We start from the raw sequence: 25536 nt of genomic DNA, 5'->3' as shown, positions 1-25536 counted from the left end.
CTCCCCCAACAACCTTTTAGCGTGGATGACGCAATCTCGGATTGGTCATGATGGCGAGAACGTCGGCGATCATATTCAGCATAATATAAGCTGCCGCAAAGATCAGGCCGCACCCTTGCACCATCGGCATGTCGCGCTTCGACACCGAGTCGACCATGAATTGGCCGAGGCCGGGGTAGACGAACACAACTTCCGCGAGCACCACGCCGGTGATGAGATAGGCGAGATTGATCGCAATGACGCTGATGATCGGCGCAAGCGCGTTCGGCAGCGCGTGCTGCACGACGATTCGCCACTTCGGAATGCCCTTCAGGATCGCCATTTCGATATAGGGACTGGCCATGATGGCGAGCACCGAAGCGCGTGTCATGCGCATCATATGCGCAACGACGACGAGCACGAGCGTCGACATCGGCAGGATCGTGTAGAGAATGCGCTCGAAGAACGGCATTTCCGGCGTCACGTTCGAAATCGGCGAGAACCAGCCAAGCTGCATCGCGAAGATCGTGATGAGAATATAGCCCATGAAATATTCGGGCACCGAAATCGTCATCAGGGTGACGACGTTGACGAGGCGGTCATAAACGCTGCCTTGCTTGATGGCCGCCGTCAGGCCGAGAACGACCGACAGCGGCACCGACACGATGGCTGCCGCGAGCGCCAGAAACATCGTGTTCTTCAGGCGCGGAATGATTTCGTCCAGCACCGGCTGGCCGCTGGCAAGCGACGTCCCGAAATCGGCGTGAAAGGCGACACCGCTGGCCCAATTCCAGAACCGCACGTAGGCCGGCAGGTCCAGATGGAGCTGATGACGCAACGCCGCGAGATTCTCGGGCGTTGCGTTGTTTGCCAAGATCGCCGACGCCAAGTCGCCGGGCAGAATTTCCGTGCCGGCGAAAATCAGCACGGAAAAAGCCGCAAGGGTTACCACCGCCAACCCAAGGCGTTGCGCGATCAGTTTTCCCATGATCTTACGCCTTCACCCAAGCCTGCTCGCAGACATAGCCGTTGTTCATATCGAAGCCGCTGGTCGGTGCGAGACCGCCAATCTTCTTCGACCCGGCTTGCAGCCAGTCCTTGAATACGGGGATGAGGGCACCGCCTTCGTCGGAGAGCATCGCCTGCATCTCCCAGATGTAGCTCTTGCGCTTGGCTTCGTCGGTTTCGGCCTTGGCGTCGCGGAGAAGCTTTTCGAACTTCTCGTTGTTCCAATGGGTTTCGTTCCAGGCCGCCTTGGCCTGATAGGCCGTGTCGAGCATCTGCGTTGCTGCCGCGCGGCCGCCCCAATAACTTGCGACGAATGCGCCTTTCAACCACACATTGCTCCAGAAGCCGTCAGCCGACTCCTTCTTCACGTCCATCGGAATGCCGCTCTTCTGGCAGCTCGACTGCAGCAGCGTCGCCATGTCGACGGCACCGTTGAAGGCGGCGTCCGAAACCTGCAGCACGATCTTCGGATCGGTGAGGCCGGCTTTCTTGAAGTAGAAAGTGGCCTTGTCCGGATCGTGCTTGCGGACCGCGAGTTCGGTGTTGAAATACGGGTCGGTCTTCGGGATCGGGTGATCGTTGCCGATCTGGCCGTAGCCCTGGAACAACGCCTTCATGATCTGCTCGCGATCCATCGCATATTTCATGGCGAGGCGAAGATCGGCATTGGTATAGGGTGCCTGATCGACCGTCATCGCCATCACGGTGTGCCAGCCACCCGGCGCGCGCACGAGATCGAGCTTGCTGCTCTTTTGCAGCAGCCCGACAGCCTTCGGATCGACCCGGTTGATGGCGTCGACCTGACCCGAAATCACCGCGTTCAGACGGGCGGCGCCGTCATTGATCACCGTGATCTCGATCGAATCGGCATGTCCGCGATCTTTCTTCCAATAGTCGCCATTGGCCTTTTTCAAGAGCACACGGACGCCGGGTTCGAACTTCTCGATCGTATAAGCGCCGGTGCCGATCGGATTGGCCCAATCCGTGAAGCCGTTCGGCACGACTTTCATGTGATAGTCGGTCAGGTTGTAGGTGAAGTCCGCGTCGGCGCTTTCGAGCAGAATCGAAATCTGATTGTCGGTGAGCTTCTTGATGTCCTTCACATTCTTGATGGCTGCCGCGCCGCCGGATTTGGATTCGCCACGATGGAGGTTGAGTGAATAGATGACGTCGTCCGCCGTCATCGCCTTGCCGTTGTGGAACTTCACGTCCTTGCGCAGGTTGAAAATCCACTCTTGCGCGCCGGGCTTGGCTTCCCAGCTTTCGGCGAGTTCGGGCTTCGTCTTCCCGTCGTGACCCCACTCGACGATCGAATTGAAAATCGCCGGCGATGTATCGATCATGACCGAGTCATTGTAGCTCGTTACGTCCACGCTGTCGGTCGTACTGCCGCCACCGAGGCCGAGCTTCAGCGTGCCGCCGCTTTTCGGTGTCTCTTCCGCATGGGCGTCGACCTCGGCAACCATGGTCGCAATGGTCGCTGCCGACGCGCCCAAGGCGGCCGAACGGCCCATAAATTCGCGCCGCGAAAGACGCCCCAATTTGTGTTGATTTTTCAGATATTCGAGCTCGCTCATACTTCCCCTCCAACGTACGCGCATTCCCTAAAAACCTGGGATCAGTTCAGCATACGACACATATCGAACCCGCAAAGCGGAAAATTCGCACTTTCCGTAAAGCGGCCGTTTTAAGGCGATATCCTCGCCCGGATCGTGGCGCCCTCTCCCCAAAGCGCGACGGTCCATCAGAGTGACGTAAGATTTTCATAATACGATGCACAATTTCGCGATATGAGCATCTAAAAAATCGCGGATTGGTTGCGCTGAGGCAAAATAAATTGGCGAGGAACGAAAATTTGCGTCGCATCCTCGAAAGAGGCGGAAAATCGCCCCAACCCATGCCTTATTTGGATAAAATAGCGCAAATTTCAGCGGCGCTAGTCGCGCGCGCCGACCGGCCCGAAATGCGGCATGAGGTGGAGTTCCTTGCCCTCATAAGGGTGGCTCGCCGCCACGTCTTCGTCCAGTTCCACGCCGAGCCCCGGCTCGTTCGAAGGGATGACATAGCCGTCCTGCCAGAGAATCGGCTTTTTGAGAATTTTCGCGTGAAATCCGCTCCAGGTCTCGATGCTCTCCAAGATCAGAAAATTCGGGCTGCAGGCCCCGAGCTGAATATTGGCCGCGCCTTCGACCGGGCCGCAATAGAGGTGTGGCGCAACTTGCGCGTAATGCGCCTCCGCCATGGACGCGATCTTTTTGGCCTCCAACAGCCCGCCGACGCGGCCGATCGCCATTTGCAGGATCGATGCGGCTTTGAGCTCGAGCACCCGGGCGAACTCGTATTTGGTGGTCAGGCGTTCGCCAGTTGCGATCGGGATTGTCGTCTGCGCCGCGACGCGCGCCATCTGCTCGGGCATTTCCGGCGGCACCGGCTCTTCGAACCACAAGGGATCGTAAGGCTCGATCCGCCGCGCGAGACGGATCGCACCCGATGTCGTGAACTGGCCGTGCGTCCCGAACAAAAGGTCGCATTTATCGCCGACCGCAGCGCGGATCGCCTTGCAAAAGGCTTCGCTCAGGTCGAGCCGGGCGAGCGAAGGCTGGCGCGGATCGAGCGTCGAATAAGGTCCGGCCGGATCGAACTTGAGGGCCGTGAAGCCCATGGCGACATATTCCAGCGCGCGTTCGGCCGCCGCATCCGGATCGCGATAAACGGCCGGATCGGCATAGGCGTCGCCCTCGTCGGAACGCGGATAAAGATAGGTATAGGAGCGCAAACGCTCATGCACCTTGCCGCCGAGCAGCGCATAGACCGGCTTGCCGACCGCCTTGCCGACAATGTCCCACAAGGCGAGTTCGATGCCGGAGAGAACGCCCATCAGCGAAATGTCGGGCCGCATCGAATAGCCACGCCCATAGACGTTGCGCCACAAAAGCTCGATCTGGAACGGATCGGCGCCAAGCACATGATGCTCGAAAACATCCTTGATCATGGCGACCATCGCCTGCGGACCGAAGCTTGCGGCATAGACTTCGCCGACGCCCTCGATGCCATTGTCGGTGATCAGTTTGACGAAGATGAAATACCGCCCGCCGGCCCGCGGCGGCGGATTGCCGACGACGAATGTTTTGAGATCCTGAATCTTCATTTGCCGTCCGCCCTCGCCCTGCCCCGACCGCCGCGCAATGCTGCGCAGAAAAAACGAAACTTGACCCCAGTGCCGCAAGCGTTTGTCATGCGCCTCCAGCGTCGCCCTTTCGAGTCTCCCGTGATCATCTGCAAAGCTATCGCCGCGCGCCGTGCGCGGTCAAACCGTTTGTCTGCATTGTCTGCCGCATGAGTGCCACCCGAGCCATGGATTGGCGCACGCCGCTGGCAGTGACGATGTTCATCCAGACCATCCTGTCGCTGCTCAGCCGCGTAATCCCCACGATCGCCCCGACTTTGCTGCCGCAGGCCGGGCTCGACCCGTCGCTGGTTGGCCTGTTCGACGCGATGAACACGATCGGCGCCATGATCTTCCTGGTCGCCGGAACGCCGCTCATCCGCCATTCCGGCAATATCCGCACCCTGCAGATCGGGTTGCTGCTCGGCGTCGCCGGCCTCGGTCTGCTGGTCTTTCCGTTCTGGCTGCCGATCGCCCTGATGAACCTGTTGTGCGGCTGCGGCTACGGTACGTCGGCGCCGGCGGGCAGCGACCTCCTCTTGCGCTATTCGCCCGCCCATCGCCGCACCCTGATCTTCTCGATCAAGCAGGCGGCGGTGCCGCTCGCCGGGATCGTCGCCGGCGTCGCCCTGCCCTTTTTCGTCGCGCACACGGGATTGCCGGGGACGATCGCGATTTTGATGCTGGTGACCTTGGCGAGCGCCCTGCTCGTCCAGCCGGTGCGCGACAAGCTCGACCGGGACCGTGACCCGCGCCAGCCGCTCGGGTTCAATATCTTCTTGTCGGCCGGCAACCTCTCAGCGCCCTTCCGCTGCGTCGCGCGCAGCCCGCGCCTTGTGCAGATGAGCTTCGTCGCCTTCTGCAATTCGGTCGGACAGGGCGTCATATACGCCTATCTGATCACCTATCTGGTCGCCTCGCTGCATTTCGATCTACAGGTCGCGGGCACGATCTTCGCCGTCCTGCAGGTCAGCGGCGTCGTGGGCCGCGTTCTGCTCGGATGGCTCGCCGACCGGTTCAACGCCAGCATGGCGATTTTGCGTGCCTCCAGCCTGACCTCGGCGCTGGCGGTGGCGGCTTTCGCCTTCTCGTCCGCCGCCTGGCCGCCGGCAGCCTTCATCCTGCTCGCGAGCATCAGCGGGCTCGCCTGCGCCTCCTGGGCCGGCATCTGCCTGGCCGAGGCGGCGCGAGCGGCCCTGCCCGGCGAAGTGAGCGAGGCGACATCCGGCGTCACGCTTGTCTATTACATCGGCTTCGTCATCGGCCCCGTTCTGTTCGCCGGCCTCTTGGGCCTGAGCGACTCATATCGCCTCGGCCTGCTGATCACCGCCGCCCTGACCGCCTGCGGCGCCCTTCGCCTGGCCGTTCGGCCGAGGCAAGGAGGCTGAATCTGTAAGACTTTTTGCCTAAAAGTTGCGAATTGCCACCCAACTCCCTATTATTTATCCTATGGAAGTGCGCCGATCAGAAAACCCTAAGGCTATGTCGAGACCTGAAATCGTGACGAGACCCGCAATGCGCCCCACCGGGCATGACAATATGCACGGTTGCCCGGTGCATGAATTGCGCGCCAAGCTGCGCCAGTCAGGCCTGCGCCCGACTCGGCAGCGGGTCGCGCTCGGCTGGCTGCTGTTCGGGAAGGGCGACCGGCACATTACCGCCGAGCGCCTGTTCGAGGAAGCAAGCGGCGCCCGTGTACCGATCTCGCTGGCAACGGTCTACAACACCCTGCATCAATTCACCGAAGCGGGGCTGCTGCGCGAAATCGCCGTGGATGGGTCGAAGACCTACTTCGACACCAATGTCTCCGATCACCATCACTTCCTGATGGAAGAGTCGAATGCGCTGGTCGACATTCCGGGCGCCGGCATCGCCGTCGCGCAATTGCCGGATGTCCCCGAGGGGATGGAAATCGCCCGCGTCGACGTGATCGTCAGGCTGCGCAAGAAGAGCTGATTCGGCTCAAGGCGAGCGATCTAGTCGACCACTTCGTTCGGGTAGACACCCCAGAGATTCTGCTGCCGGATATAGCCATCGTAGCTTTCGCCGCCGGCCCCCTGGCCGAAAACGCGGCACCAGGTCCCGTCGCATTTCTTGATATTGCCGATCACGCCGCTTTGCAGTTGCGCCGCCAGCGAGGCATTGTCGGACGCCTTGCTGTAGAGGGGAATGTTTTCGCCCTTTTTCCACGGGGCGACGAGCGCCGTGCGGCGGCCGGACAGAAGCGAATTGAGGACCCAGCCCTCCGAGCCTTCCGAATCGCGGATCTTGCGCCACGTCTCGAATTCGGCGGTGATTTCGACCGGCAGACCGGCCCGCTGGAAGATCCAGGTCGCGCGATGATCTTTCGACGGACCCTCGCGCAGATTGACCTGGCTGGAGCGCAGGCTGGCGTAACGCGGCAGCGGCAGGCCTGTGACGGTGCCGACCTGTTCGGCACGGGCCCCGATCGCTCCGTAGGGCAGGACCGACATGGCAACAAGGCCAGAGACCAACAGGCGCAGGACCGGCCGACGTCCCATCCCACGCGCTTTGTCCGCCGCGCACCCCCGCAAAGAATCCATATTTACCGCCTCGTCCTGTCTCGATCGACCGTATTTTGCCTTTGCCGGACCATCTGCTACAGAGGCCAGACTGGCCGGCGCCAAGGTCGACTTGTTCTGGCCCCAATGTCCCGAGGGACAGTTAACGCTAGATGAAAAGACTTTCGAACTTGTATCATTTGCCGCATCAGGCACAATTAATAGTTAGTTAGAATGGATGATGAGTTCGAACGGGATGTGAGGGGTGGAACCGCGATGACCAAGAAGAGACCTCTTGTCGTTGTGACGCGTAAATTGCCGGATCTGATCGAGACCCGCATGCGCGAATTGTTTGATACGCGGCTGAATGATGACGACCGGCCCATGTCCCAATCCGATCTCGCCGAAGCGATGCGGGTGGCCGACGTGCTGGTACCGACCGTCACCGACCGAATCGATTCGGGCCTCATCGCGCAGGCCGGCGAGCAGATGAAGCTGATCGCCAATTTCGGCAACGGCGTCGACAATGTGGACGTCACGTCTGCGCTGCGGCGCGGCATCACTGTGACGAACACGCCTGGCGTTCTGACCGAAGACACCGCCGATATGACCATGGCCCTGATCATGGCGGTGGCCCGCCGCATCACGGAGGGCGCGCGCGTCGTGACGGACGGCGATTGGGCCGGCTGGTCGCCGACCTGGATGCTCGGCCGTCGCATCACCGGCAAGCGGCTCGGCATCGTCGGCATGGGTCGCATCGGCACGGCCCTCGCGCGCCGCGCCAAGGCTTTCGGTCTATCGATCCATTACCACAACCGCCGCCGCGTCGACCCCGCGACCGAGGAGCAACTCGAGGCGACCTATTGGGATTCGCTCGATCAGATGCTGGCGCGCATGGACATCGTCTCGGTCAATTGCCCGCACACGCCGGCAACCTATCACCTGCTCTCCGCCCGGCGGCTCAAATATCTGCGCCCCACCGCGATCATCGTGAATACGGCGCGCGGCGAAATCATCGACGAAAACGCCCTGACGCGCATGCTGGAAGCCGGCGAAATCGCCGGCGCCGGCCTCGACGTTTTCGAGCATGAGCCGGCTGTCTCGCCGAAACTGCTGAAACTGGCGAAAGCCGGCCGCGTGACCTTGCTGCCGCATATGGGCTCGGCCACGGTCGAAGGCCGTATCGACATGGGCGAGAAGGTCATCGTGAACATCAAGACCTTCATGGACGGCCACCGTCCGCCGGACCGCGTGCTGCCGAGCATGCTGTAAGACCAAAGGACCGTGACCCTCCCGGTCGCGGTCCGGTCAGCCCTCTTATCACCAGCGTGAACTGCCGCCGACCGGATCGACAATCCCCCACGGGCAGCCGGGATCGGTCGGATCGGCATTGGCGAGAAGGCTTGAGAGCGATGGATTGTCGCCGACGAGACCTTGCAGGTTCATGTCCACCTCAGTGATCACGCGGCGATTGCCGAACCGGCGGCAGGACACATGCACCCGGTCGCCCGCGCCCGGACCGAAGGCCTGATCGAAGGCGGCGCGGATATCGCTCGTCTGAACCTGCTTACCGATATTGTCGGCGAACAGCTTTTGCACCGGCGAAGTGTTGAGCTGGCCGATGAGCGCCACTTCCCGGGCGAAATAGGCATCCGCCGATTTTTCGAAGAAGCACGACCCGTGTTCTGCCCATTCGTGCCGCTCCAGATAAGATTGGGTGCCTGGCATCGCCTGCTGCAACGCCTGGCGTGTGGCGGGCGACAGGTCCGGTTCGCGTAATTGATCCCATTGGTGGTTCTTGTCAGCCTGGACATCCTGCTGCGGCACGCCGCAATAGGCGTTGCCGCGCGGCTGCGGCCATAGGCCATGCAAGGTGAAATGGGTCGCGTCATAGCGGGAAGGCGATTGCGTCTGGCATTCGGCCTTGCCCGGCAGGCCTTCACAGAAAGCGGCCTGCCAGGATACTGCGAAGACGTAAGCGGCATTGGCGCCGGCATTGCGGGCGGCTGGAGGCGTTGCGGGCGCGGCAGGGGCGCCCGGCGCCGATGTGTCGCTCGCCTCATTGACCGTACCGCAATCCACCGCCACCCAGCGCTGCACGGGCTGTGCGCCATCGATATCGATGCGGTAATAGGTGGGGTTGGGCTTATTGCCCGCATGCAGGACATAGTGCTGCCCGGACGCGACGGCGACATTGCCGGGGTTGGTCTGATTGCGGATCGATTGAAAGGCCGGGCAGGAACGGTTCGCCGTGAATGCGCCGCTCATCGGCTCTTCGGCGCGGGCGGCCAACGGGGACGCAACACACAGAAGCGCCAGAACAGAAACCAAATGCCGCATTATCGCCCCCCTCAAAATTCATTGCCCGGCACGGAGTTCGCCGCCAAATAAAGCGGATCTATCCATGGTTTGACGAATACTGGCAAGCACTCCGGATCGATCGTTTTCTGCCCGACAGGCGCACAAGTTGCCCCGCACGTCCGTCAAATATGCACATAAGGTATTGAATAATATGATATATTCTCGCTATCAGTTCGTTCCCAAAAACCGTTCACATGCCTACCAATCGGCCCCCGCAGGTCGCGCCGCCATGCACGTATAAGCACGCGAATTTCGACAACCGACTGCGAATACGTCAGGTGCTTGGCCGCGTTTTGCGCCGCGAGCGCGAGCTTGTTCGTCATGCTCCCGACCTCGGCGCTGTCACTGTCGAGGCCGCCGAAGCTCAGCGACCAGCAAAGCGCGTCGCGCGCGTTGATCTGCGACGCCAACCCATATTCGATGGCTTTGAAATTGAAGTGGACGGCTGGCTTTTCCGGCCTTGGAAAAGACCGATGCGCTGCTCACATCTGCTCCATCGCGCGATCCATCTCGTCCTTGAACGTATCCCACCCGGCATGCGCGCCCTCCGCCTGGCAACTGTCTTTCGTGCGTCGGTTTTCCAGATGGTGCATTTGTAATTCCTTGCCAAAACAAATGTTCACTATATGTTCTTATTGCAAATTTGTCAATTTTTTTTGCCACTTCGGGAGTGGATCAGTTTGAATTTCCGCTTGGGGGCGGGTTGCTACCCATCGGCTTATCGGCACCAGGCGGTCAGAAGAGAGCCTCCATCCCATCGCAAAAATCCCCGCAAAATATCACTTTTGCACCTGACTTTTGCGACGATGAAGATTCGGCGATTTCAACGCTCGGTTCACCTGCGCCGAAAGTCAGGGGATCTGCGACAGCTAGGCAGCTTCGCGCCTGGTTTGCACTGACTCATTCCAATGGATATTGGATATGGATTATGAAGGGGGAAGTATGAGCACATATAATCTCGGTAAGCTCGAAAGGATCGAGCTTCGTGATATCTGGATGAGTGAATCATCTCATTTCACGCCGTGGCTAGCGCGCGAAGAAAACCTTTCCACACTTGGCGAAGCGCTCGGGCTTGAGCTCGAATTAGAAGCGCTAGAAAGAGCGGTAGGGCCGTTTCGTGCCGACATACTATGTAAGGACATCGGCACCAATGCTTGGGTGCTAATTGAGAATCAGCTTGAGCGCACTGACCATTCTCATCTTGGGCAATTGTTGACTTATGCCTCTGGCCTAGAGGCCGTAACGATCGTTTGGATTGCCGCCCGATTTACCGAAGAACACCGCTCCACACTCATTGGTTGAACCGCATCACCGACGAAACCTTCCGGTTCTTTGGAGTGGAGGTAGAGCTTTGGAGAATAGGCCAATCGCCGGCCGCACCCCGCTTCAACATTGTGTCCAAGCCTAACAACTGGAACAAACTCGTCACGCAGGCCGCACGAGCAATCGACGAGGCTGAGCCTACCAGCACCAAGGCGCTACAATTGGATTACTGGAGTGCATTGGGCAGCGTCCTGATGGCGAAGGGTGGTCCACTGGCGAGAGAACGCAAGCCGCAACCACAATCCTGGATGTCCTATCCAATCGGGCGCAGCCGATTTATGGTCAGCGCTGTGATGGTGCGAGCGAAACGACAGGTGCGTGCGGAGCTTTATATCTCCAATGCTGACGCCAAAGCATTTTTCCATCTGCTCCATAAACAGAAATCGGAAATCGAGGCGGAACTCGGCTATGCTCTTGATTGGGACGAACTGCCCGAGGGGAGGGACACGCGGATATCGACGCCGCTCAACGAGACTAATCCGGAGGATCGAGCGGATTGGCCTCGCCAGCACGATTGGCTGGCCGCGCGACTGAACGAGTTGTACCGTGTGTTCGTGAACCGGGTTAAGGGACTTGATGCGAACGCCTGGCAACCTGAAGACGCGCCTGAAGCTCGAGGGCCGGTTGTTTAGGCTGCTTGATAGCGGACTTGCGCTCTTGTTGCAAATCTCCCGATTAAAATTACATTTTTGCGCCTGTTTTTTGCAACGACCATTTTAGGCCTGTCCTTCACTAGACGTATCGTGACGACGGTTGGCCGACATTATGGCCTTCGCCTGACAGCGGGAGCACGAGCCTCACGCGGACATCGCCCGTGCGATCTGCACTGCCTCGCGTCCGATCTCGCGCAGCTGGCCACTTGATGCCGGCACGTAACCGCAAAAGAACAGGCCCTCGTATTGTGTCGCCCTGCCCGACAGGAGTGGCGCGCCGGCGGCATCGAGCACATCGCCATGATCGGGGAGCAGAGCGCTGAGATCGGCCCGGTAGCCAGTTGCAAAAATGATCGCATCGAACGTTTCGTGCGTGCCGTCCTCGAAAACGACCTCCGCACCGTCAATCCGTGACAGGCCGAGCCTCACGGCGATCCTGCCCTGTTTGATCCGGTTGATCGTCCCTACGTCGATCAGCGGGATCTTACGGTCTTGGGCGATCTGCGTCATTGGCCCCTTCGACGATCGACGTAGGCCGTATTTCGTCAGATCGCCGTTTTTCATGCGCTGGATCGGCGCATTGATCGCATCGACAAGGGCAAGTGGAAACGGTCGTTGCAGGATTGCCCAGATTTGTATCGGCAAGCCGAAAAGGTCGCGCGGCACGACATTGACCGGGCTGCGCACCGACACCGCGACGTCGACCCCGGCATCGGCCAGATCAAGCGCGATCTCACCGCCGGAATTCCCGAAGCCGACGACAAGAACTTTTTGCCCGCGAAAGCCATTTGCATTCGCATAATCCCGTGAATGCAGCATGCGCCCAGCGAAATGTTTGACGCCCTGAATATCAGGATGGACGGGCGTCTTCGCGAAGCCTGTCGCAAAGACCACGTTGGTTGCCGCGAACGCGCCTTGATCCGTCTCAACGGTCCAGTTCGCGACGCGCAGAACGCGTGTCACATTCGTTCCGAAACGCGGCGCGATCCGATGATGCGCTGCATAGGCTTCGAAATAGGCGACGACCTCGTCGCGAGATGGATAGGCCGGATAATGTGAGGGCATTGGCAGGCCGGGCAGGCCCGAATGCCGCCGGTGCGTATGAAGGTGGAGGCGATCATAGTGGCGGCGCCAAGACGATGCGACCACGTCGGCCTTCTCCAGTACGATCGCGGAGAAGCCGGCTGATTGCAGCGCAGCGGCGCAGGCGAGCCCCGCCGGCCCCGCCCCGATGACAATCGCCCTGCCCTCCTGCATCGGCCGTCCCTCGCCCTCGATACTGCTTGATTGCTTCGCCGCACTCGCGCTCAACTCGGGCCTGCCCGAGCCGAGTATTCAAAAATATTGCGAACCCGCGCAAGTGCGGTTCGCAATGACGGCAAAAGTCACGATAAAATAGCTCGACCGATTGCTCCGCGCGCTAGTCATGGTCTGATTCATACGCGCAAGTTTCAAGGAAAAAGATGTTTCGCATTGGCTTCACCTCTCCTTCTGGCCCGCCGGATGTTTCCGGCCTCGCCGCTCAAATGGACAAGCTCGACAAGCTCGGTCTCGACAGCGTGGAATTGCCCTTCTACTGGCTCGATCTGCTGGCGGGCGCCAAACGCCGGCCGCTGGCCTGCCGCCGGCTGCTGGAAGCGTGCCGCAACCGTCCGTATGGCTTTTCCACCCATCTGCCCCTGTCGATCAATTTCGGCGACGCGTCGGAGCGCTTGCCGCTCCATTTCGATGTCTTTCGCGCCAGCCTCGATCTGGCAGCGGAAGCCGGCGCCGTGCATGCGGTGATTCACACAGCGATTTTCCGTCCCGCAACCGGCGTCAGCGTTGCGGACGGCCACGCCCGCCAACGGGACTATCTTGCGCGATGCGGGGACGAGGCCAGGGCGCGTCAGATGGTCGTCTGCGTCGAAAATCTGTTTCTTTGGAGCGATTTGACCGCAACGGCCTCGATGGGCGAACTCGCCGGCGAGCTTGCGGCGGTGAACCACCCGCAGGTGCGCGCCACATTCGATGTCAGCCACGGCTATATTCACGCGACCCAGCTTGGCGCAAATTTCCTCGAGGAAGCCGCGGCTCTCGCCCCCTTTGCCGACCACGTGCATATGCACGATTCCTTCGGCAGGCCGGACCGCGACGAGTATTATTATTCCGAGTCCGAACGGCTCGCATTTGGCGCGGGCGACCTCCATCTGACCGTTGGTCGTGGCTCGATTCCCTGGGCGGATCTGGCGAAAAAATGCCGGTTTCCGCGCCAGGCCCTGTTCAATATCGAGCTCAACGACCGCTATTTTGCCGACGAGGCACCGGAATGTGTCGACGCCGTCCGGAGCGTTATGACCAAGGCGCAGAGCACCCCTTGAATCCACCCTCGCGCCTCGCCATATTCGGCCTGCGGGGTTCCGCCGGAATGCCATTCTGGGTTCCGAACTATCCGAGGCGCCTGAGAGGGCTTCGTCATGTCGCGCATGCCAGTGTTCAATTCGCCGTTTCTGATCGGCTTTGATGATATCGAGCGGGCCTTGGACCAAGTTGCCAAGGCGACCAGCGACGGATATCCGCCCTACAATATCGAGCGCCTCACCCGAACCGAAGATCAGCCCGAGCGCCTGCGCATCACGCTGGCGGTGGCCGGTTTCACGCAGGATCAATTGGAGATCACGGTCGAGGAGCGCCAGCTCGTCATCCGCGGACGCCAGCAGGACGACAAGACCCGGCAGTTCCTGCATCGCGGCATTGCGGCACGGCAGTTTCAGCGCGCGTTCCTGCTGGCCGAAGGCATGCAGGTTTTGGGTGCCGATCTCGTCAACGGCCTTCTTTCGGTGGACCTCGTGCGGCCGGAGCCGCAGCGGATCATCAAGAAGATCGACATCGCGGTGCGTGACTAAGTCAGCACCGTCACAGCGGGCTCATGAGGAGCCGCGAAGGAGTATACAATGATCAACAAAGTTTCCCCCATGACGCAAGAGCAGCTGGCTCAGCTTGGCGGCGGCGCTGTTGCCTATGTGAAGGCGATGAAATCCGAAGATCTCACCCGCCTCTTCCCGCAAGCTCCCGCGATTCGGCCCGGCGTGCAATTGTTCGCCCTGCTCTCGGCCGACGGCACGCCGATCCTGGTGACGGATTCCAAGGATGCCGCCATCGCCAATGCCTGGGAACATGAACTGCAGACGGTGAGCGTGCATTGATGCCGCTGTGTGCCCCTCTCCCGCTCCGCGGGAGAGGGAATCAATTTTTTTTCCAAAAATCGAGCAGTCCCTTCGGCTCAATGCGGAACTCCTCGGCATCGATCGGCGTGAGCTGATCCACGTTGAACAGCGAGACTACCGTTTCATAGCCCTGCGGATCCGTGATGATCCATTGTTTCAAGGCGAAGGTCGACGGATCGAACAGCAATTTGATCCGGTAGGTTCCGGTGCCGGTAATCGTGTCTTCGACCGTGACGGCCGCATTTTTCGCCGTGCTCTCTACCTTCACCACTTTGAAATCGCGACCCAGATCGACGTGATCGGCGAGGATGAATTTGAGCGGCGTCTGACTGATGAACAATTTGTCCGGCTGCTGCTTCACCTTGAGGTCGTACATCGCCAAGGTCGTGCCGTCGGCGACGATCGATTGTTTCGACGGCGGCTGGTATTCAAAGCGCAGACGGCCCGGCCGCTGCAGGAGAAGCCTGCCCTCGAGCCGGTCGCCGCCAGCCCCGAGTTGGGTGAAATCCGCCGTCAGCGTCGTGATCGAATTGAGGCTTTCATTGGCCTTGTCGATGATGTCGTTCGCCGACACGGGCGCGGCCGGCGCGGGCTTCGCCGCTGGCGGCTTCGCCTGCTGCGCCGGCTTTTGTGGGATGAGCTTGAGGGGCGCGTTTTGCTGCGCCAAGGCTGCACCGCTCAATGCGCAGAGGCTCAACAGGGATAAGATAACGAGGGCGCGTCGGAACATCGGCCAGATCAGTCTTGAAACATCCAAAGTCATTTAGAGCGTTAGCCACTCGATGTGGCAAGACTGGGACGAAATCTCACTCGTCGGCGCCCAAATCGAACGCGCCGCGGTCAATGCCGCCTCCGACGAGGATCTCGCGCTTGCCGGCATGATTGGCCGGGCCGACGACGCCTTCCTGCTCCATGCGCTCGACGAGCGAGGCGGCCTTGTTGTAGCCGATCGAGAGACGGCGCTGGACGTAGCTGGTCGAGCACTTCTTGTCGCGCAGCACGATGGCGACGGCGCGGTCGTAAAGATCGCCGGATTCCTCCGCATCCATCGACCCGGGCGCCGGCGCGGCGCCGTCCTCGCCCAGCTCGTCGTCGGCGGTGATCGCGTCGAGATAATCGGGCTGGCCTTGGGTTTTGAGATGCGCGACGATCTTTTCGACTTCCTGATCCGAGACGAACGGCCCGTGCACGCGCGAGATGCGCCCGCCGCCGGCCATGTAGAGCATGTCGCCCTGCCCCAGGAGCTGCTCTGCCCCCTGCTCGCCCAGAATCGTGCGGCTATCGATCTTCGACGTGACCTGGAAGGAAATGCGGGTCGGGAAATTCGCCTTGATCGTTCCCGTCACCACGTCCACCGACGGACGCTGGGTCGCCATGATGAGATGGATGCCGGCGGCGCGCGCCATTTGCGCGAGACGCTGGATCGTCCCTTCGACCTCCTTGCCGACCTGGATCATCATGTCGGCCATTTCGTCGACGATCACGACGATATAGGGCAGGACGGAGAGATCCATCTCCTCGTGTTCGTAGATCGCCTCGCCCGTTTCGCGATCGAATCCGGTCTGCACCGTGCGGGTGATGACCTCGCCCTTGGCTTTGGCCTCCGCGACGCGCTGATTGAAATTGTCGATGTTGCGCACACCGACCTTGGCCATCTTCTTGTAGCGATCCTCCATCTCGCGCACGGCCCATTTCAGGGCCACGACGGCTTTCTTCACGTCGGTCACGACCGGGGTGAGAAGATGCGGAATGCCCTCGTAGACAGAGAGTTCCAGCATTTTCGGATCGACCATGATCAGCCGGCATTCTTCCGGCTTCAGACGGTAGAGCAGCGACAGGATCATCGTGTTGATGGCGACCGATTTGCCCGAACCCGTCGTACCGGCGACCAGGAGATGCGGCATTTTGGCGAGATCGACGATCACCGGTTCGCCGCCGATCGTCTTGCCAAGCGCGATCGCCAGTTTGTGCTTGCTCTTCTCGAAATCCTCAGATGCCAGAAGTTCGCGCAAATAGACGGTCTCGCGCTTGGCGTTCGGCAATTCGATGCCGATGGCATTGCGCCCCGACACGACCGCGACACGCGCCGAGATCGCGCTCATCGAGCGGGCGATGTCGTCGGCAAGACCGATCACGCGCGAGGATTTGATGCCCGGCGCCGGCTCGAGTTCATAGAGCGTCACGACGGGGCCGGGGCGAACCTGGATAATCTCGCCCCGGACGCTGAAATCGTCGAGCACACCTTCCAGCAGCCGCGCATTCTGCTCCAGCGCATCTTCCGAAATCGTCGTGACATTCAACTTCTTCGGCTCGCTCAGCATGTGCAGCGGCGGCAGTTGATATTCGCCGCGATCGAGGAACGATGGCTGCGCCTCGCGGACCACGCGTTTGCCGGCCTTGAGGCTCGGCTGCGCCGGCGTCACGCGCTGCGAGGGCGGCGGATCGAAATCGCCCTGCAGCATCGGCGTCGCTGCCGGCGCGTAGGCTTGCGCCGGCTGGCGCTGGGCAGGCTGCGCCATAGAGGGAACCGGCTGGGGCGCGAAAGCCTGATCGCCGGCATAGGCGTTCGGGTCGAAATAAGCGGGCGCCAGCGGATCCGGCACCGATGCGACGGGCGCGAGCGGCTGAGGCGCGGTTGCGCGCGACGCAAACCCAGGTTCGCGGCGGCCGGCAAAATCGACCGGACCGGCAAAGCCCTGATTCTCATCCTCCGGCGCGTCGAGCCCGCGTGTATAGAGCCAGGGCGCGCGATCCGGCCGCGCCTCGGACTTCGGACGGTTTTTCCAGGCGCGGATCTGGCGGGCCAAAGCAGCCTTGGTCATCAAGGCGGCATGAATGAGCGCACCGGCGGAAATCAACCCAAGGCCCGGCTCGCCTTCCGCATCATCCTCCTCATGCGTCACCTGCCGCGCCGATTTTTTCGGCGCCGGCATCGGCATGTCGTCGAAATCGTCATCCGGGCTCGGCGCCATCTGGCCGACCCGCGCGGCGGCCGAGAGGGCCAGAATCGCGATGGCCGCCAACGCGATGGCTGTCAGGGCCATCATCAGGCCGGACCCGCCGGCAATCTTGCGCGGCAGCGCGAGAATCGCATCGCCCACGACGCCGCCAAGGCCGGTCGGCAACGGCCAACGGTCCGTGACCGGCAGGAGCGAGGCAAAACCGGCGGCAGCGGCGCAGCCGATGAGCCAGCATACGAGCCGCACGCGCAGGTTGGGCAAGCGGCGATAGCTCATCAAAATCCAGCCCCAGAACGCCATCGGGGTGATCAGGGCCACCGAGGACAGGCCGACAAGCTGAGTGACAATATCGGCGACGATCGCGCCCGGATGGCCGAGCAGGTTACGGACCGGCCGGTCGACGGCGTGATTGAAGCTTGGATCATGCGCCGACCAGGTCACGAGCGCGACCGCCAGGGCACCGGTGAGGACGAGCAGGCCGACGCCAAAAAATTCCGAGAAACGGCGGCGCAGGAAATCGCGCAGGGCCTCCGGCAGATAATCAAGGGTCGAAAAATGTTGAACGCGCATGCCCCACCTGTCGCGCCCAACGGCGCCGATCGCTCGCAACCCCCCGAAGCCGGCGGTACGGAATGTCTCAGGGTCAAGCTAGGGAGTCAGAGTTAATAGCGGTTTAAGACCGGCCCAAATTGGCGCCGGCCGGACCCGCGAGATCCGCGGCGCGGCGCTTCAACAGATCGGAGATCGCCGCCGCTGCCCGCCGCACGCGTGGATTTTGTGCCAAATCATTGTGAAAAATCAGATAAATATCCTCGCGGAAGGGCGCATCCCGCCCGCCGACGCACGTCAGATCCGGGTCGCTCTCGCCGATCCAGCAGGGCAACAGGGCGGCGGCACCGCCCTGCCGCACCGCTTCGAGGCGTAGGTGCAATTCGTCGATCTGGGCAAGCGGCCTTTTGGTCCCCATCACCGCGCGTAGCCAGGCCGCGCGCTGCGAGCGCTCCGGTTCCTGGCCGACGGCAAAAAAGGCGAGGCGACGGACGTCGTCTTCGCCTCCGCGCCAACGTTCCTGCGCGAGATAGGATTTCGCGGCATAGAGCGCGCTGGTCATCTGGCTAACCCGCTTGACCCGCAGGTCGCCTTCCGCCGGCGGGCGGCGCAAGCGCAAGGCGATATCCGCCTCCCGCCGCGCCAGATTGAGAATCTGGCGGCTGGCGGAAAGTTCGATTCCGACCGGCGCGCAGGCCGCGTGGAGTTCGAGGAGATGTCGCGCGAGGAAGAGCGCGACGGACGCCGTCGTCGTAACCACCACCGGCCCCTGATCGAACGCATCCCGCACCCCGATCAGCCGGTTGAGCGCATCCGCCCGTTCGCGCATCGCCGCGGCCTCGGGCAGGAGCGCCTCGCCGAGCGGGAGCAGCCGCAACGTCCCCGGCAGGCGCTCGAACAAGGGCGCGCCGATCTGCTGTTCGAGCGCTTCCAGTCGGCGGCTGACCGTGGCGGCGCTGATTTTGAGCTTGACGGCGGCCTCGCGCAGGCTGCGTGCCTCCGCGATCGTCAAAAACAGCTGAAACCCGTCCCATGGAATGTGCCGCATCATCTGCCGCCGAAAAATCGCTCACTTCAATTGAAAGCGCGGCGCTGCCGGGGTCAAGCTCTTCAGCCTGTTGCCATTGACCGTGACGCCGGCAGTGCCGAAAGCGACATGCCACACGAGCGTGCCGTCGCCTTGCGTCTGCGCATAGCCTTTCACGAAAATCAGGCCGAGCATGATTTGCTGCGCGAGATGATCCTGCGGCCCCGCGCTCATCGCCTTGAGCAGGTCTGCGACGCCTTTTGCCTTCACGACGAGCGCGCCATCCGGCGGACCGGCGGTGACATTCAATGTCCCTTCGATTTCCACATCGAGCAAGGATGATTTGAGATGGCTCGGACCGAGGACCAATTGCAAATGGCCTCCCGGTACGAGCGCTTTCCAGACCTGCGTCTGTGCATCGGGAGAAAGGACCGGCTGCGCCGCAAAATTCGCCGCATTCAAAGCCACGTCCATCGCTTTCGGCGCATCATAACCGGATAGAGTCGCGTCGAGGCTCACCTCTTTCGGCACAAGATTGCCGACCCAGGCCGGCAACGAAGCTTTCGACAAAGAGGCGTCGTGCAGCGCGAGCTGCGCATGCACCGTACCGTCGCGGATGATGCCGTCGGCAGCAATATCGAGATCGGCTTTTGCCGCAACGAGCGTGCCGTAAGGCGTCGCGATTTTCACATCCTGCCACGCGCTCGCACGATCGGCATGCGCGAAGACCGGCGAAGCCTTACGAATCAATTCTTTCAGTTCGTCCTGATGCGCCGCGATCGTCTCGCGGCTAGGGTGCGCGACGAGCCACGTCCAGATATCGAGCAGCTTTTGCGCCTGCAGCCCAGTCGTTTTCCTCGTCCCGCCGCACTTTGCCGCATCGATCGTGATTCCGATCGGTGACGGCTCGCCGGCAGCAAGTGCAATCATCCCGTGCTGATGCACGGGACCGCTCTGGTACTGCTCGATACTGGTGACAACGCCGGGCGCTTCTGCCGTTGCCGTCTGCCGGAACTCCACTTGGGCAGCCTCGGTGTGCGTCTGCTGTGTCGCGCCGGCGGAAGCATCCTCGATCACCTTGCCCGCGGTGCCCTGCGACTCGCGAAGCCATGGCAAAGCAGCGTCCAGAATATACGTCGCGTGCAGGGATTCGACATGTAGGTCGGCGCTCTCCAGCGGCGTGCGCCAATGCAGGTCGGGCATCTGGTCGATCGTTTCGAGAAGCGAGCCATCGGCCTGGCGCTTGACCGTCCAGGTCATCGGCGCGGCGTCGAGCGAGAATCCATAAACGTTGAACGGTGCAAACAGCTTTTTGAGATCGAGCTGCGCCCGGTATGCGTCACCATCCGGCGTGAGAGCAATGACGTCGGGCTTACCGAGATAGGTTTCGTAAGCCGCTTGCAGCTTCTGTGCGTCTTCGGCAGAGGTCTGAGCCCGCAGCGGTGCGGCGCCGCAGGCCAGGATCATTGTCGCGGCCAGGATTTTGGATTTGCGCTTCACGATCGACTCTCTCCGCCACGGCCCGTGCATCTTATGGAGGAGAAGCCATTCGAAGGCGACAGAAAAAAGGCGCTCCCCGATAAGAGAGCGCCTTGAGTTAAGTCGGGAGGGAAGGAAGCGGGCAAGCCCGCCTCCCATAAGATCAATAGTTGTAAGCGCGTTCGCCGTGATCCGAGACGTCGAGGCCTTCGCGCTCCGCATCCGGAGCCGGACGCAGGCCGATGGTGAAGTCGACGATGTAGTACAGGATCGCCGAACCGACGCCGGACCAGATGAGGGTCGAGCCGACCGCCTTAAATTGTGCGATCAACTGCGTCACCATGTCGTACGGAGCCGTCATGTCTTTCAGGTTGGTGTAGTCGGTGAGGCCGACGCCGCCGAGCGCGGTGTTGACCAGGATACCGGTCATGATCGCGCCGGTGATGCCGCCGATGCAGTGCACGCCGAACACGTCGAGCGCGTCGTCATAGCCGATCCAATTCTTCACGAAAGCGACGAAGAAGAAGCAGATCGGGCTGACCATCAGACCGAGCACGATCGAACCCATCGGACCGGCAAAGCCCGAAGCCGGCGTCACCGCGACGAGACCCGCAACTGCGCCCGACACCATGCCGAGCAGCGAGGGCTTGCCCTTGACGATCCATTCGACGAACAGCCAGGAGAGCGCCGCCGCAGCGGTTGCGACCATCGTGTTGACGAAAGCGAGTGCCGTCGTGCCATTGGCCTCGAGGTTCGAGCCGGCATTGAAGCCGAACCAACCAACCCAGAGGAGCGAAGCGCCGATCATCGTCATGGTGAGCGAATGGGGCGGCATAGCCTCTTTCGGATAGCCGACACGCTTGCCGATGATCAAGCAACCGACCATACCAGCGATACCAGCGTTGATATGCACGACGGTGCCGCCGGCAAAATCCAGCGCTCCGGCAGCCGCCAGCCAACCGGCGCTGTTGTTGAGCGCGTCGATCTTGTCCTGAGCGACCTTCTTGGCGGCGTCGGTGGTCGCAGCAGCAAGTTCCTTAGCTGCAGCCGTGAGCAGATTCGCATCGGCCGAAGCCCAGACCCAATGGGCGATCGGGAAGTAGATGAACGTCACCCACAGGAACATGAACAGCAGCATCGCCGAGAATTTGATGCGCTCGGCGAAGGAGCCGATGATCAGCGCCGGAGTAATCATGGCGAAGGTCATCTGGAACACCATATAGGCGAGTTCCGGAATGACGTGGCCCGGCGTGAAGGTCGAGAAGGTCGCGTTTGCGTCGACGCCCTTCAGGAAGACCTTGCCGAAGCCGCCGAGATAGGCTGCCGGGATTCCGAACAAACCGGTGCCAGGACCGGTATCGCCAAGCGACATCGAATAGCCATAGACGGCCCACAGCACGCCGACGAGCGACACGATGGCGAAGACTTGGGTCAGAATCGACAGCATGTTCTTGGTGCGCACCAGGCCGCCGTAGAAGAGGGCGAGGCCGGGGATCGACATCATCAGCACGAGCGCGCTGGAGGTGAGCATCCAAGCGGTATCGCCCGGATTCGGCACGAGTGCGGGCGCGGCAGGCGCTGCAGCGGCGGCTGCCGGCGCGGCGTCCTGGGCATAGGCCACAGCCGTCATGGCGGTCAGCGCCAAGGCCGTTAGCAACCCGCCTTTCAGTGAAAGCAACTTCATGAGTGAACTCCTTGTGAAATCCTTGATGGCGCTTACAGGGCGTCGGCGTCTTTTTCGCCGGTGCGGATGCGGATCGCCTGTTCGAGCGGGGTGACGAAAATTTTGCCGTCGCCGATCTGGCCGGTGCGGGCGGTGGCGCTAATCGCCTCGACCACCTGATCGACCAGGGACGCCGCCACCGCGACTTCGATTTTCAATTTCGGCAAGAAGCTCACGGCATATTCGGCGCCGCGATAGATTTCGGTATGCCCCTTTTGCCGTCCGTACCCCTTTACCTCGGTCACGGTCAGGCCGTGAACGCCGATGGCGGTCAGCGCGTCGCGGACCTCCTCGAGTTTGAACGGCTTAATGATCGCCATCACGATTTTCATGTCGTTTGGTCCCTTAAAGCTCTGGCTCTCGCACCGCTGGATTGCGGCCGGACGAGCCGGTTTGGAACTGCTGAACCCATCACCGCGAACGGCACGCGCCAGCCCCCTCGGAACTTCCTAACAAGTGCCGTGCCAAACGCCGTCGAAATGGGAAAATCTGGGATTCCGCGGCGACTCGGCCGGGATTTTGCTGCGTCGCAGCGAGTATGATTAAAATTTAGGCAAATGCTGAAATCGTTTTCAAAAATAAATGCCTAATATTTGAGCAGAGCAGAGTCCTGTCTACCCCTTTCACGTTAGGCCTGCCCCGATTTGAGGCGGCACGCAACCGCCATCAGGCTTTGGCGTCGCGCGGCCGGATCAAGCCTTCTTGTGCCACCGATGCCACCAAGGCCCCGTCACGCGCGTAAATCAGGCCGCGGGTCAGGCCGCGCGCGCCGCCGGTCCAGGGACTGTCCTGGCTGTACAGGAGCCATTCGTCGGCCCGGAAGGGGCGATGAAACCAGAGCGCATGGTCAAGACTCGCCACCTGCAGGGTCGGATCGAAGACCGTTCGGCCATGGGTGACCATGGCGGCATCGAGCAAGGTCATGTCCGACAGGTAAGCGAGCACCGCCCGATGCACGGCCGGATCGTCCGGCAAAGGGCCGGAGGCTTTCATCCAGATATTCTGAGCCGGTTCCGTCGGCTTGCGGTTGAGGTAGCGCATCCAATCGACGGGGCGCAGCTCGATCGGCCGTTCACGCTTGAAATAAGAGCGCACCGCCGGCGGCATTTGCGCCCCGAATTTCTCGAAAACGTCCCGATCGCTCAGCAAAGTCTCGGGATCGGGCACGTCCGGCATGGCAAATTGATGCGACAGACCCTCTTCCTCGATCTGGAAGGAGGCCGACAGCGAAAAAATCGCCCGTCCGCGCTGAATCGCGACGCAGCGGCGGGTGGCGAAGCTCGTGCCGTCGCGAATCCGGTCGACCTCGTAGACAATCGGAATGCTCGGATCGCCCGGCAGGATGAAATAGCCGTGCAGCGAATGCGGCGCGCGGCCCTCGACCGTCCGCGCCGCCGCGACCAGGGCCTGGGAAATCACGAGGCCGCCGAAAACGCGCTGCCAGCCGACCTGCGGGCTGGAGCCGCGGAAAATATTTTGCTCGATCCGTTCGAGATCGAGGATGGCAAGAAGGTCGGCGACGGCCTGGCTCATGCGGGCGGAATCCTGTTCATATGTAAACATACCTGCCGCCCGCAGACCCCGCCGTCAAGTCTCGCCTCAACCAATCAGCACGAACACGCGCAGGCGGTGGCCGTCCGGATCGGCCGCCGTGAACGTATAGCCGAAATCCATCAGTTCGGGCTCCTGCAGAATCGGCAGGCCGCGCTTTTTCCACTCGGCATATGTCGCATCGACCGCGGCCCGGTCCTCGACCGTCAGGGCAAGCTCGACAGCGCCGCCCCGCGCGCCGGCGGCGGCCGGCTCGACCGTGTGGCGCGACCACAGACCGAGCTTCAAGCCCGGCTTGATGACGAACAGCGCAAATGTCGGAGAGAGCTCAACAGGTTGCTGGCCGAGCAGGTCGCCATAAAAGGCGGCGCTCGCCGCTGGATTGTCGACATAGAGCAAAACATAGCTAAGGTCTGGCATGGTGATCTCCGTTCGTCGGAACCAGACCCGGTATAATCCCGGCAAATGTCATGAGATGTCAGGAGCCTCGCTGGCGCAGCGGCCGATGTTGGCTCGGAGCATTTTCCAGAAAAGTTGCACGAGTTTTCGATTAAGAAAATGCGACAAAACAAAGAAGTAGAGCATTTTGCGATTCTGAAAGAACGCAAAATGCTCTAGAAGCGAACCTGACAACGAGATGAGGCGAACCATGCCTGAGATGCACGATATTCTGATTTCCGGCGGCGGCATGGCGGGCTTGAGCCTCGCCGCGGTGCTGAAACGGAATTTCGGCGCTGCGCTCTCGGTGCTGGTCTGCGATCCGGGCGTCAATGCGCCGCGCAAATATAGCGGGCGCGCCTCCGCCATCGCGGCCGGCCCGCGGCGGATGCTGCAGGACCTTGGCGTCTGGCAGACGATCGAACATCGCGCGCAGCCGATCATGGACATGATCGTCACCGACTCGCGCACCGAGGATCCGGTACGGCCGGTCTATCTCAATTTCGGCGGCGAACTGACGCCCGGCGAGCCCTTCGCGCACATGATCTACAATGACGACCTCGTTGCTGCCCTGAGCGAGGCCTGCGCCGCGCTTGGCGTCGAGACGAATGCCCGGGCCTGTGTCGCCTATGAAGCGCGTGGTGCTTTCGCCTGTGTCCGCGACGCGGCCGGAACGGAGGCCAAAGCGCGTCTCGTCGTGGCAGCCGATGGCGCCCGCTCGAAATTGCGCGACGCCGCCGCCATCACGACGATCGGCTGGGACCACCACCAATCCGGTATCGTCGCGACGATCCGCCATGAGCGCGACCATGAGGGCCGGGCGGAAGAACATTTTCTCCCCGCCGGTCCCTTCGCGATCCTGCCCTTGAAGGACGAAGCGGGCCGCGGCCTCTTATCTTCCATCGTGTGGACGGAAAGCAGCGCCGATGCCGACGCTCTGGTCCGCCTCGACAAAGCGGGCTTTCATGGCGAACTCGAACAGCGGTTCGGCCTGCGGCTCGGTGAGATTGAAGTGATCGACCAACCCCGCGCGTGGCCGCTGGAATCGAAAATGGCGCGCAAGTTCATCGCCAAGCGTCTCGCCCTGATCGGCGATGCGGCACATGTCGTCCATCCGCTCGCCGGGCAAGGCATCAATCTCGGGTTGCGCGATGTCGCGATTCTGGCGGAAGCGATTGCGGCACAGGTGCATCTCGGCCTCGACCCGGGCGACGAAGCGGTGCTGCAAACCTATCAGCAGGCCCGCCGCTTCGACACGCTGGTCAACGGCATGACCATGGATGCGTTGAATCGCCTGTTCTCTAACGACATCGCGCCGCTGCGGCTCGTGCGCGATCTCGGCCTCGGCCTCGTCGACCGCATGCCGCCGCTGAAAGATTTTTTCATCAAGGAAGCGGCGGGCCTCACGGGGGCCGCGCCGAAGCTCTTTCAAGGCGAGATGATTTAAAGAGACGTCATTCCGTCATTGCGAGGAGCAAAGCGACGACGCAATCCATCTCCCTCCCGTGAAGGTGTTTCAGCTATCAGGCCGCTGCGAGGAGCGAAAAGCAATTCAGGTTGGGAGATGGATTGCTTCGCTTCGCTCGCAATG

24 protein-coding genes are annotated in these 25536 nt (G+C 61.4%); 9 read left to right on the top strand and 15 right to left on the bottom strand.

Annotated features, from left to right (window positions below):
• Positions 1–16: 16 nt before the first annotated feature.
• From V9T28_RS02610 to V9T28_RS02600, 3 genes are all read right to left on the bottom strand, one after another.
• Complete coding sequence (locus V9T28_RS02610; RefSeq protein WP_116400644.1) at positions 17–967, bottom strand: ABC transporter permease; 951 nt, start codon at positions 965–967, stop codon at positions 17–19.
• 4 nt (positions 968–971) lie between these two features.
• The gene (locus tag V9T28_RS02605) at positions 972–2564 is read right to left on the bottom strand and encodes an ABC transporter substrate-binding protein (protein ID WP_158554792.1); all 1593 of its coding nucleotides are present in this window, start codon (positions 2562–2564) and stop codon (positions 972–974) included.
• A gap of 359 nt (positions 2565–2923) precedes the next feature.
• Entirely contained in the window at positions 2924–4135 is a 1212-nt protein-coding gene (locus V9T28_RS02600) for a mandelate racemase/muconate lactonizing enzyme family protein (protein WP_116400642.1), read from the bottom strand.
• A gap of 188 nt (positions 4136–4323) precedes the next feature.
• Between V9T28_RS02600 and V9T28_RS02595 the strand changes: the two genes are divergently transcribed.
• Positions 4324–5541, top strand: coding sequence for an MFS transporter (locus V9T28_RS02595; RefSeq protein WP_116400641.1), 1218 nt, complete (start codon positions 4324–4326; stop codon positions 5539–5541).
• A 127-nt stretch (positions 5542–5668) separates the two neighbouring features.
• Complete coding sequence (irrA, locus tag V9T28_RS02590; protein WP_281024255.1) at positions 5669–6109, top strand: iron response transcriptional regulator IrrA; 441 nt, start codon at positions 5669–5671, stop codon at positions 6107–6109.
• 20 nt (positions 6110–6129) lie between these two features.
• Here irrA and V9T28_RS02585 read toward each other — a convergent pair whose 3' ends face one another.
• Positions 6130–6627 carry an SH3 domain-containing protein gene (locus tag V9T28_RS02585; protein ID WP_245424087.1) on the bottom strand — a complete coding sequence of 166 codons (498 nt, stop codon included), beginning with the start codon at positions 6625–6627 and terminating at the stop codon, positions 6130–6132.
• Positions 6628–6951: 324 nt separating this feature from the next.
• On the opposite strand from V9T28_RS02585, the gene V9T28_RS02580 reads away from it, so the two are divergent.
• Positions 6952–7947, top strand: coding sequence for a 2-hydroxyacid dehydrogenase (locus V9T28_RS02580; RefSeq protein ID WP_116400638.1), 996 nt, complete (start codon positions 6952–6954; stop codon positions 7945–7947).
• Positions 7948–7995: 48 nt separating this feature from the next.
• On the opposite strand, the gene V9T28_RS02575 is transcribed toward V9T28_RS02580, so the two are convergent.
• Both V9T28_RS02575 and V9T28_RS02570 read right to left on the bottom strand, forming a co-directional pair.
• Entirely contained in the window at positions 7996–9015 is a 1020-nt protein-coding gene (locus tag V9T28_RS02575; protein WP_116400637.1) for a ribonuclease T2 family protein, read from the bottom strand.
• A gap of 143 nt (positions 9016–9158) precedes the next feature.
• Positions 9159–9446, bottom strand: coding sequence for a hypothetical protein (locus tag V9T28_RS02570; protein WP_116400636.1), 288 nt, complete (start codon positions 9444–9446; stop codon positions 9159–9161).
• Positions 9447–9957: 511 nt separating this feature from the next.
• Here V9T28_RS02570 and V9T28_RS02565 point away from each other — a divergent pair.
• Both V9T28_RS02565 and V9T28_RS02560 read left to right on the top strand, forming a co-directional pair.
• Positions 9958–10338, top strand: a complete 381-nt coding sequence (locus V9T28_RS02565; RefSeq protein ID WP_199500104.1) for a hypothetical protein — start codon at positions 9958–9960, stop codon at positions 10336–10338.
• On the top strand, positions 10335–10991 hold the full coding sequence (locus V9T28_RS02560; RefSeq protein WP_199500102.1) for a DUF4268 domain-containing protein: 657 nt from the start codon (positions 10335–10337) through the stop codon (positions 10989–10991). Before V9T28_RS02565 ends, V9T28_RS02560 begins: the two co-directional genes overlap by 4 nt.
• A gap of 165 nt (positions 10992–11156) precedes the next feature.
• Here V9T28_RS02560 and V9T28_RS02555 read toward each other — a convergent pair whose 3' ends face one another.
• Positions 11157–12269: a flavin-containing monooxygenase gene (locus tag V9T28_RS02555; RefSeq protein WP_116400635.1), complete on the bottom strand. Its 1113-nt coding sequence runs from the start codon at positions 12267–12269 to the stop codon at positions 11157–11159.
• A 206-nt stretch (positions 12270–12475) separates the two neighbouring features.
• On the opposite strand from V9T28_RS02555, the gene V9T28_RS02550 reads away from it, so the two are divergent.
• From V9T28_RS02550 to V9T28_RS02540, 3 genes are all read left to right on the top strand, one after another.
• Entirely contained in the window at positions 12476–13372 is an 897-nt protein-coding gene (locus V9T28_RS02550; protein WP_116400634.1) for a sugar phosphate isomerase/epimerase family protein, read from the top strand.
• A gap of 96 nt (positions 13373–13468) precedes the next feature.
• Entirely contained in the window at positions 13469–13897 is a 429-nt protein-coding gene (locus tag V9T28_RS02545) for an Hsp20 family protein (protein WP_116400633.1), read from the top strand.
• A gap of 48 nt (positions 13898–13945) precedes the next feature.
• Positions 13946–14197 carry a BQ00720 family protein gene (locus tag V9T28_RS02540; RefSeq protein WP_116400632.1) on the top strand — a complete coding sequence of 84 codons (252 nt, stop codon included), beginning with the start codon at positions 13946–13948 and terminating at the stop codon, positions 14195–14197.
• Positions 14198–14237: 40 nt separating this feature from the next.
• Here the strand turns inward: V9T28_RS02540 and V9T28_RS02535 are convergent, their stop codons facing one another.
• From V9T28_RS02535 to V9T28_RS02500, 8 genes are all read right to left on the bottom strand, one after another.
• Positions 14238–14900 (bottom strand): LolA family protein, encoded by a 663-nt coding sequence (locus tag V9T28_RS02535; protein WP_210210411.1) that lies wholly within the window; start codon positions 14898–14900, stop codon positions 14238–14240.
• 124 nt (positions 14901–15024) lie between these two features.
• Complete coding sequence (locus V9T28_RS02530) at positions 15025–17748, bottom strand: DNA translocase FtsK (protein ID WP_116400630.1); 2724 nt, start codon at positions 17746–17748, stop codon at positions 15025–15027.
• Positions 17749–17851: 103 nt separating this feature from the next.
• Positions 17852–18775: a LysR family transcriptional regulator gene (locus V9T28_RS02525; RefSeq protein WP_158554786.1), complete on the bottom strand. Its 924-nt coding sequence runs from the start codon at positions 18773–18775 to the stop codon at positions 17852–17854.
• A 21-nt stretch (positions 18776–18796) separates the two neighbouring features.
• Positions 18797–20254: a hypothetical protein gene (locus V9T28_RS02520; protein WP_116400628.1), complete on the bottom strand. Its 1458-nt coding sequence runs from the start codon at positions 20252–20254 to the stop codon at positions 18797–18799.
• 142 nt (positions 20255–20396) lie between these two features.
• A complete protein-coding gene (locus tag V9T28_RS02515; protein WP_245424086.1) occupies positions 20397–21863 on the bottom strand; it encodes an ammonium transporter in 1467 nt (488 codons plus the stop codon).
• An 86-nt stretch (positions 21864–21949) separates the two neighbouring features.
• Positions 21950–22288 carry a P-II family nitrogen regulator gene (locus V9T28_RS02510; RefSeq protein WP_116400626.1) on the bottom strand — a complete coding sequence of 113 codons (339 nt, stop codon included), beginning with the start codon at positions 22286–22288 and terminating at the stop codon, positions 21950–21952.
• A 334-nt stretch (positions 22289–22622) separates the two neighbouring features.
• Positions 22623–23489 (bottom strand): acyl-CoA thioesterase II, encoded by an 867-nt coding sequence (gene tesB / locus V9T28_RS02505; RefSeq protein ID WP_116400767.1) that lies wholly within the window; start codon positions 23487–23489, stop codon positions 22623–22625.
• Between the two features lie 66 nt (positions 23490–23555).
• A complete protein-coding gene (locus tag V9T28_RS02500) occupies positions 23556–23927 on the bottom strand; it encodes a VOC family protein (RefSeq protein WP_116400625.1) in 372 nt (123 codons plus the stop codon).
• 229 nt (positions 23928–24156) lie between these two features.
• Between V9T28_RS02500 and V9T28_RS02495 the strand changes: the two genes are divergently transcribed.
• On the top strand, positions 24157–25392 hold the full coding sequence (locus V9T28_RS02495; protein ID WP_116400623.1) for a ubiquinone biosynthesis hydroxylase: 1236 nt from the start codon (positions 24157–24159) through the stop codon (positions 25390–25392).
• Positions 25393–25536: the final 144 nt, after the last annotated feature.

Origin of the sequence: Methylovirgula sp. 4M-Z18, from assembly GCF_037890675.1 — a bacterium.
In the GTDB taxonomy this organism is placed as follows: domain Bacteria; phylum Pseudomonadota; class Alphaproteobacteria; order Rhizobiales; family Beijerinckiaceae; genus 4M-Z18.
Note: the sequence above shows the minus strand (reverse complement) of the source record. Positions and strands in the feature narration are given on the sequence as shown.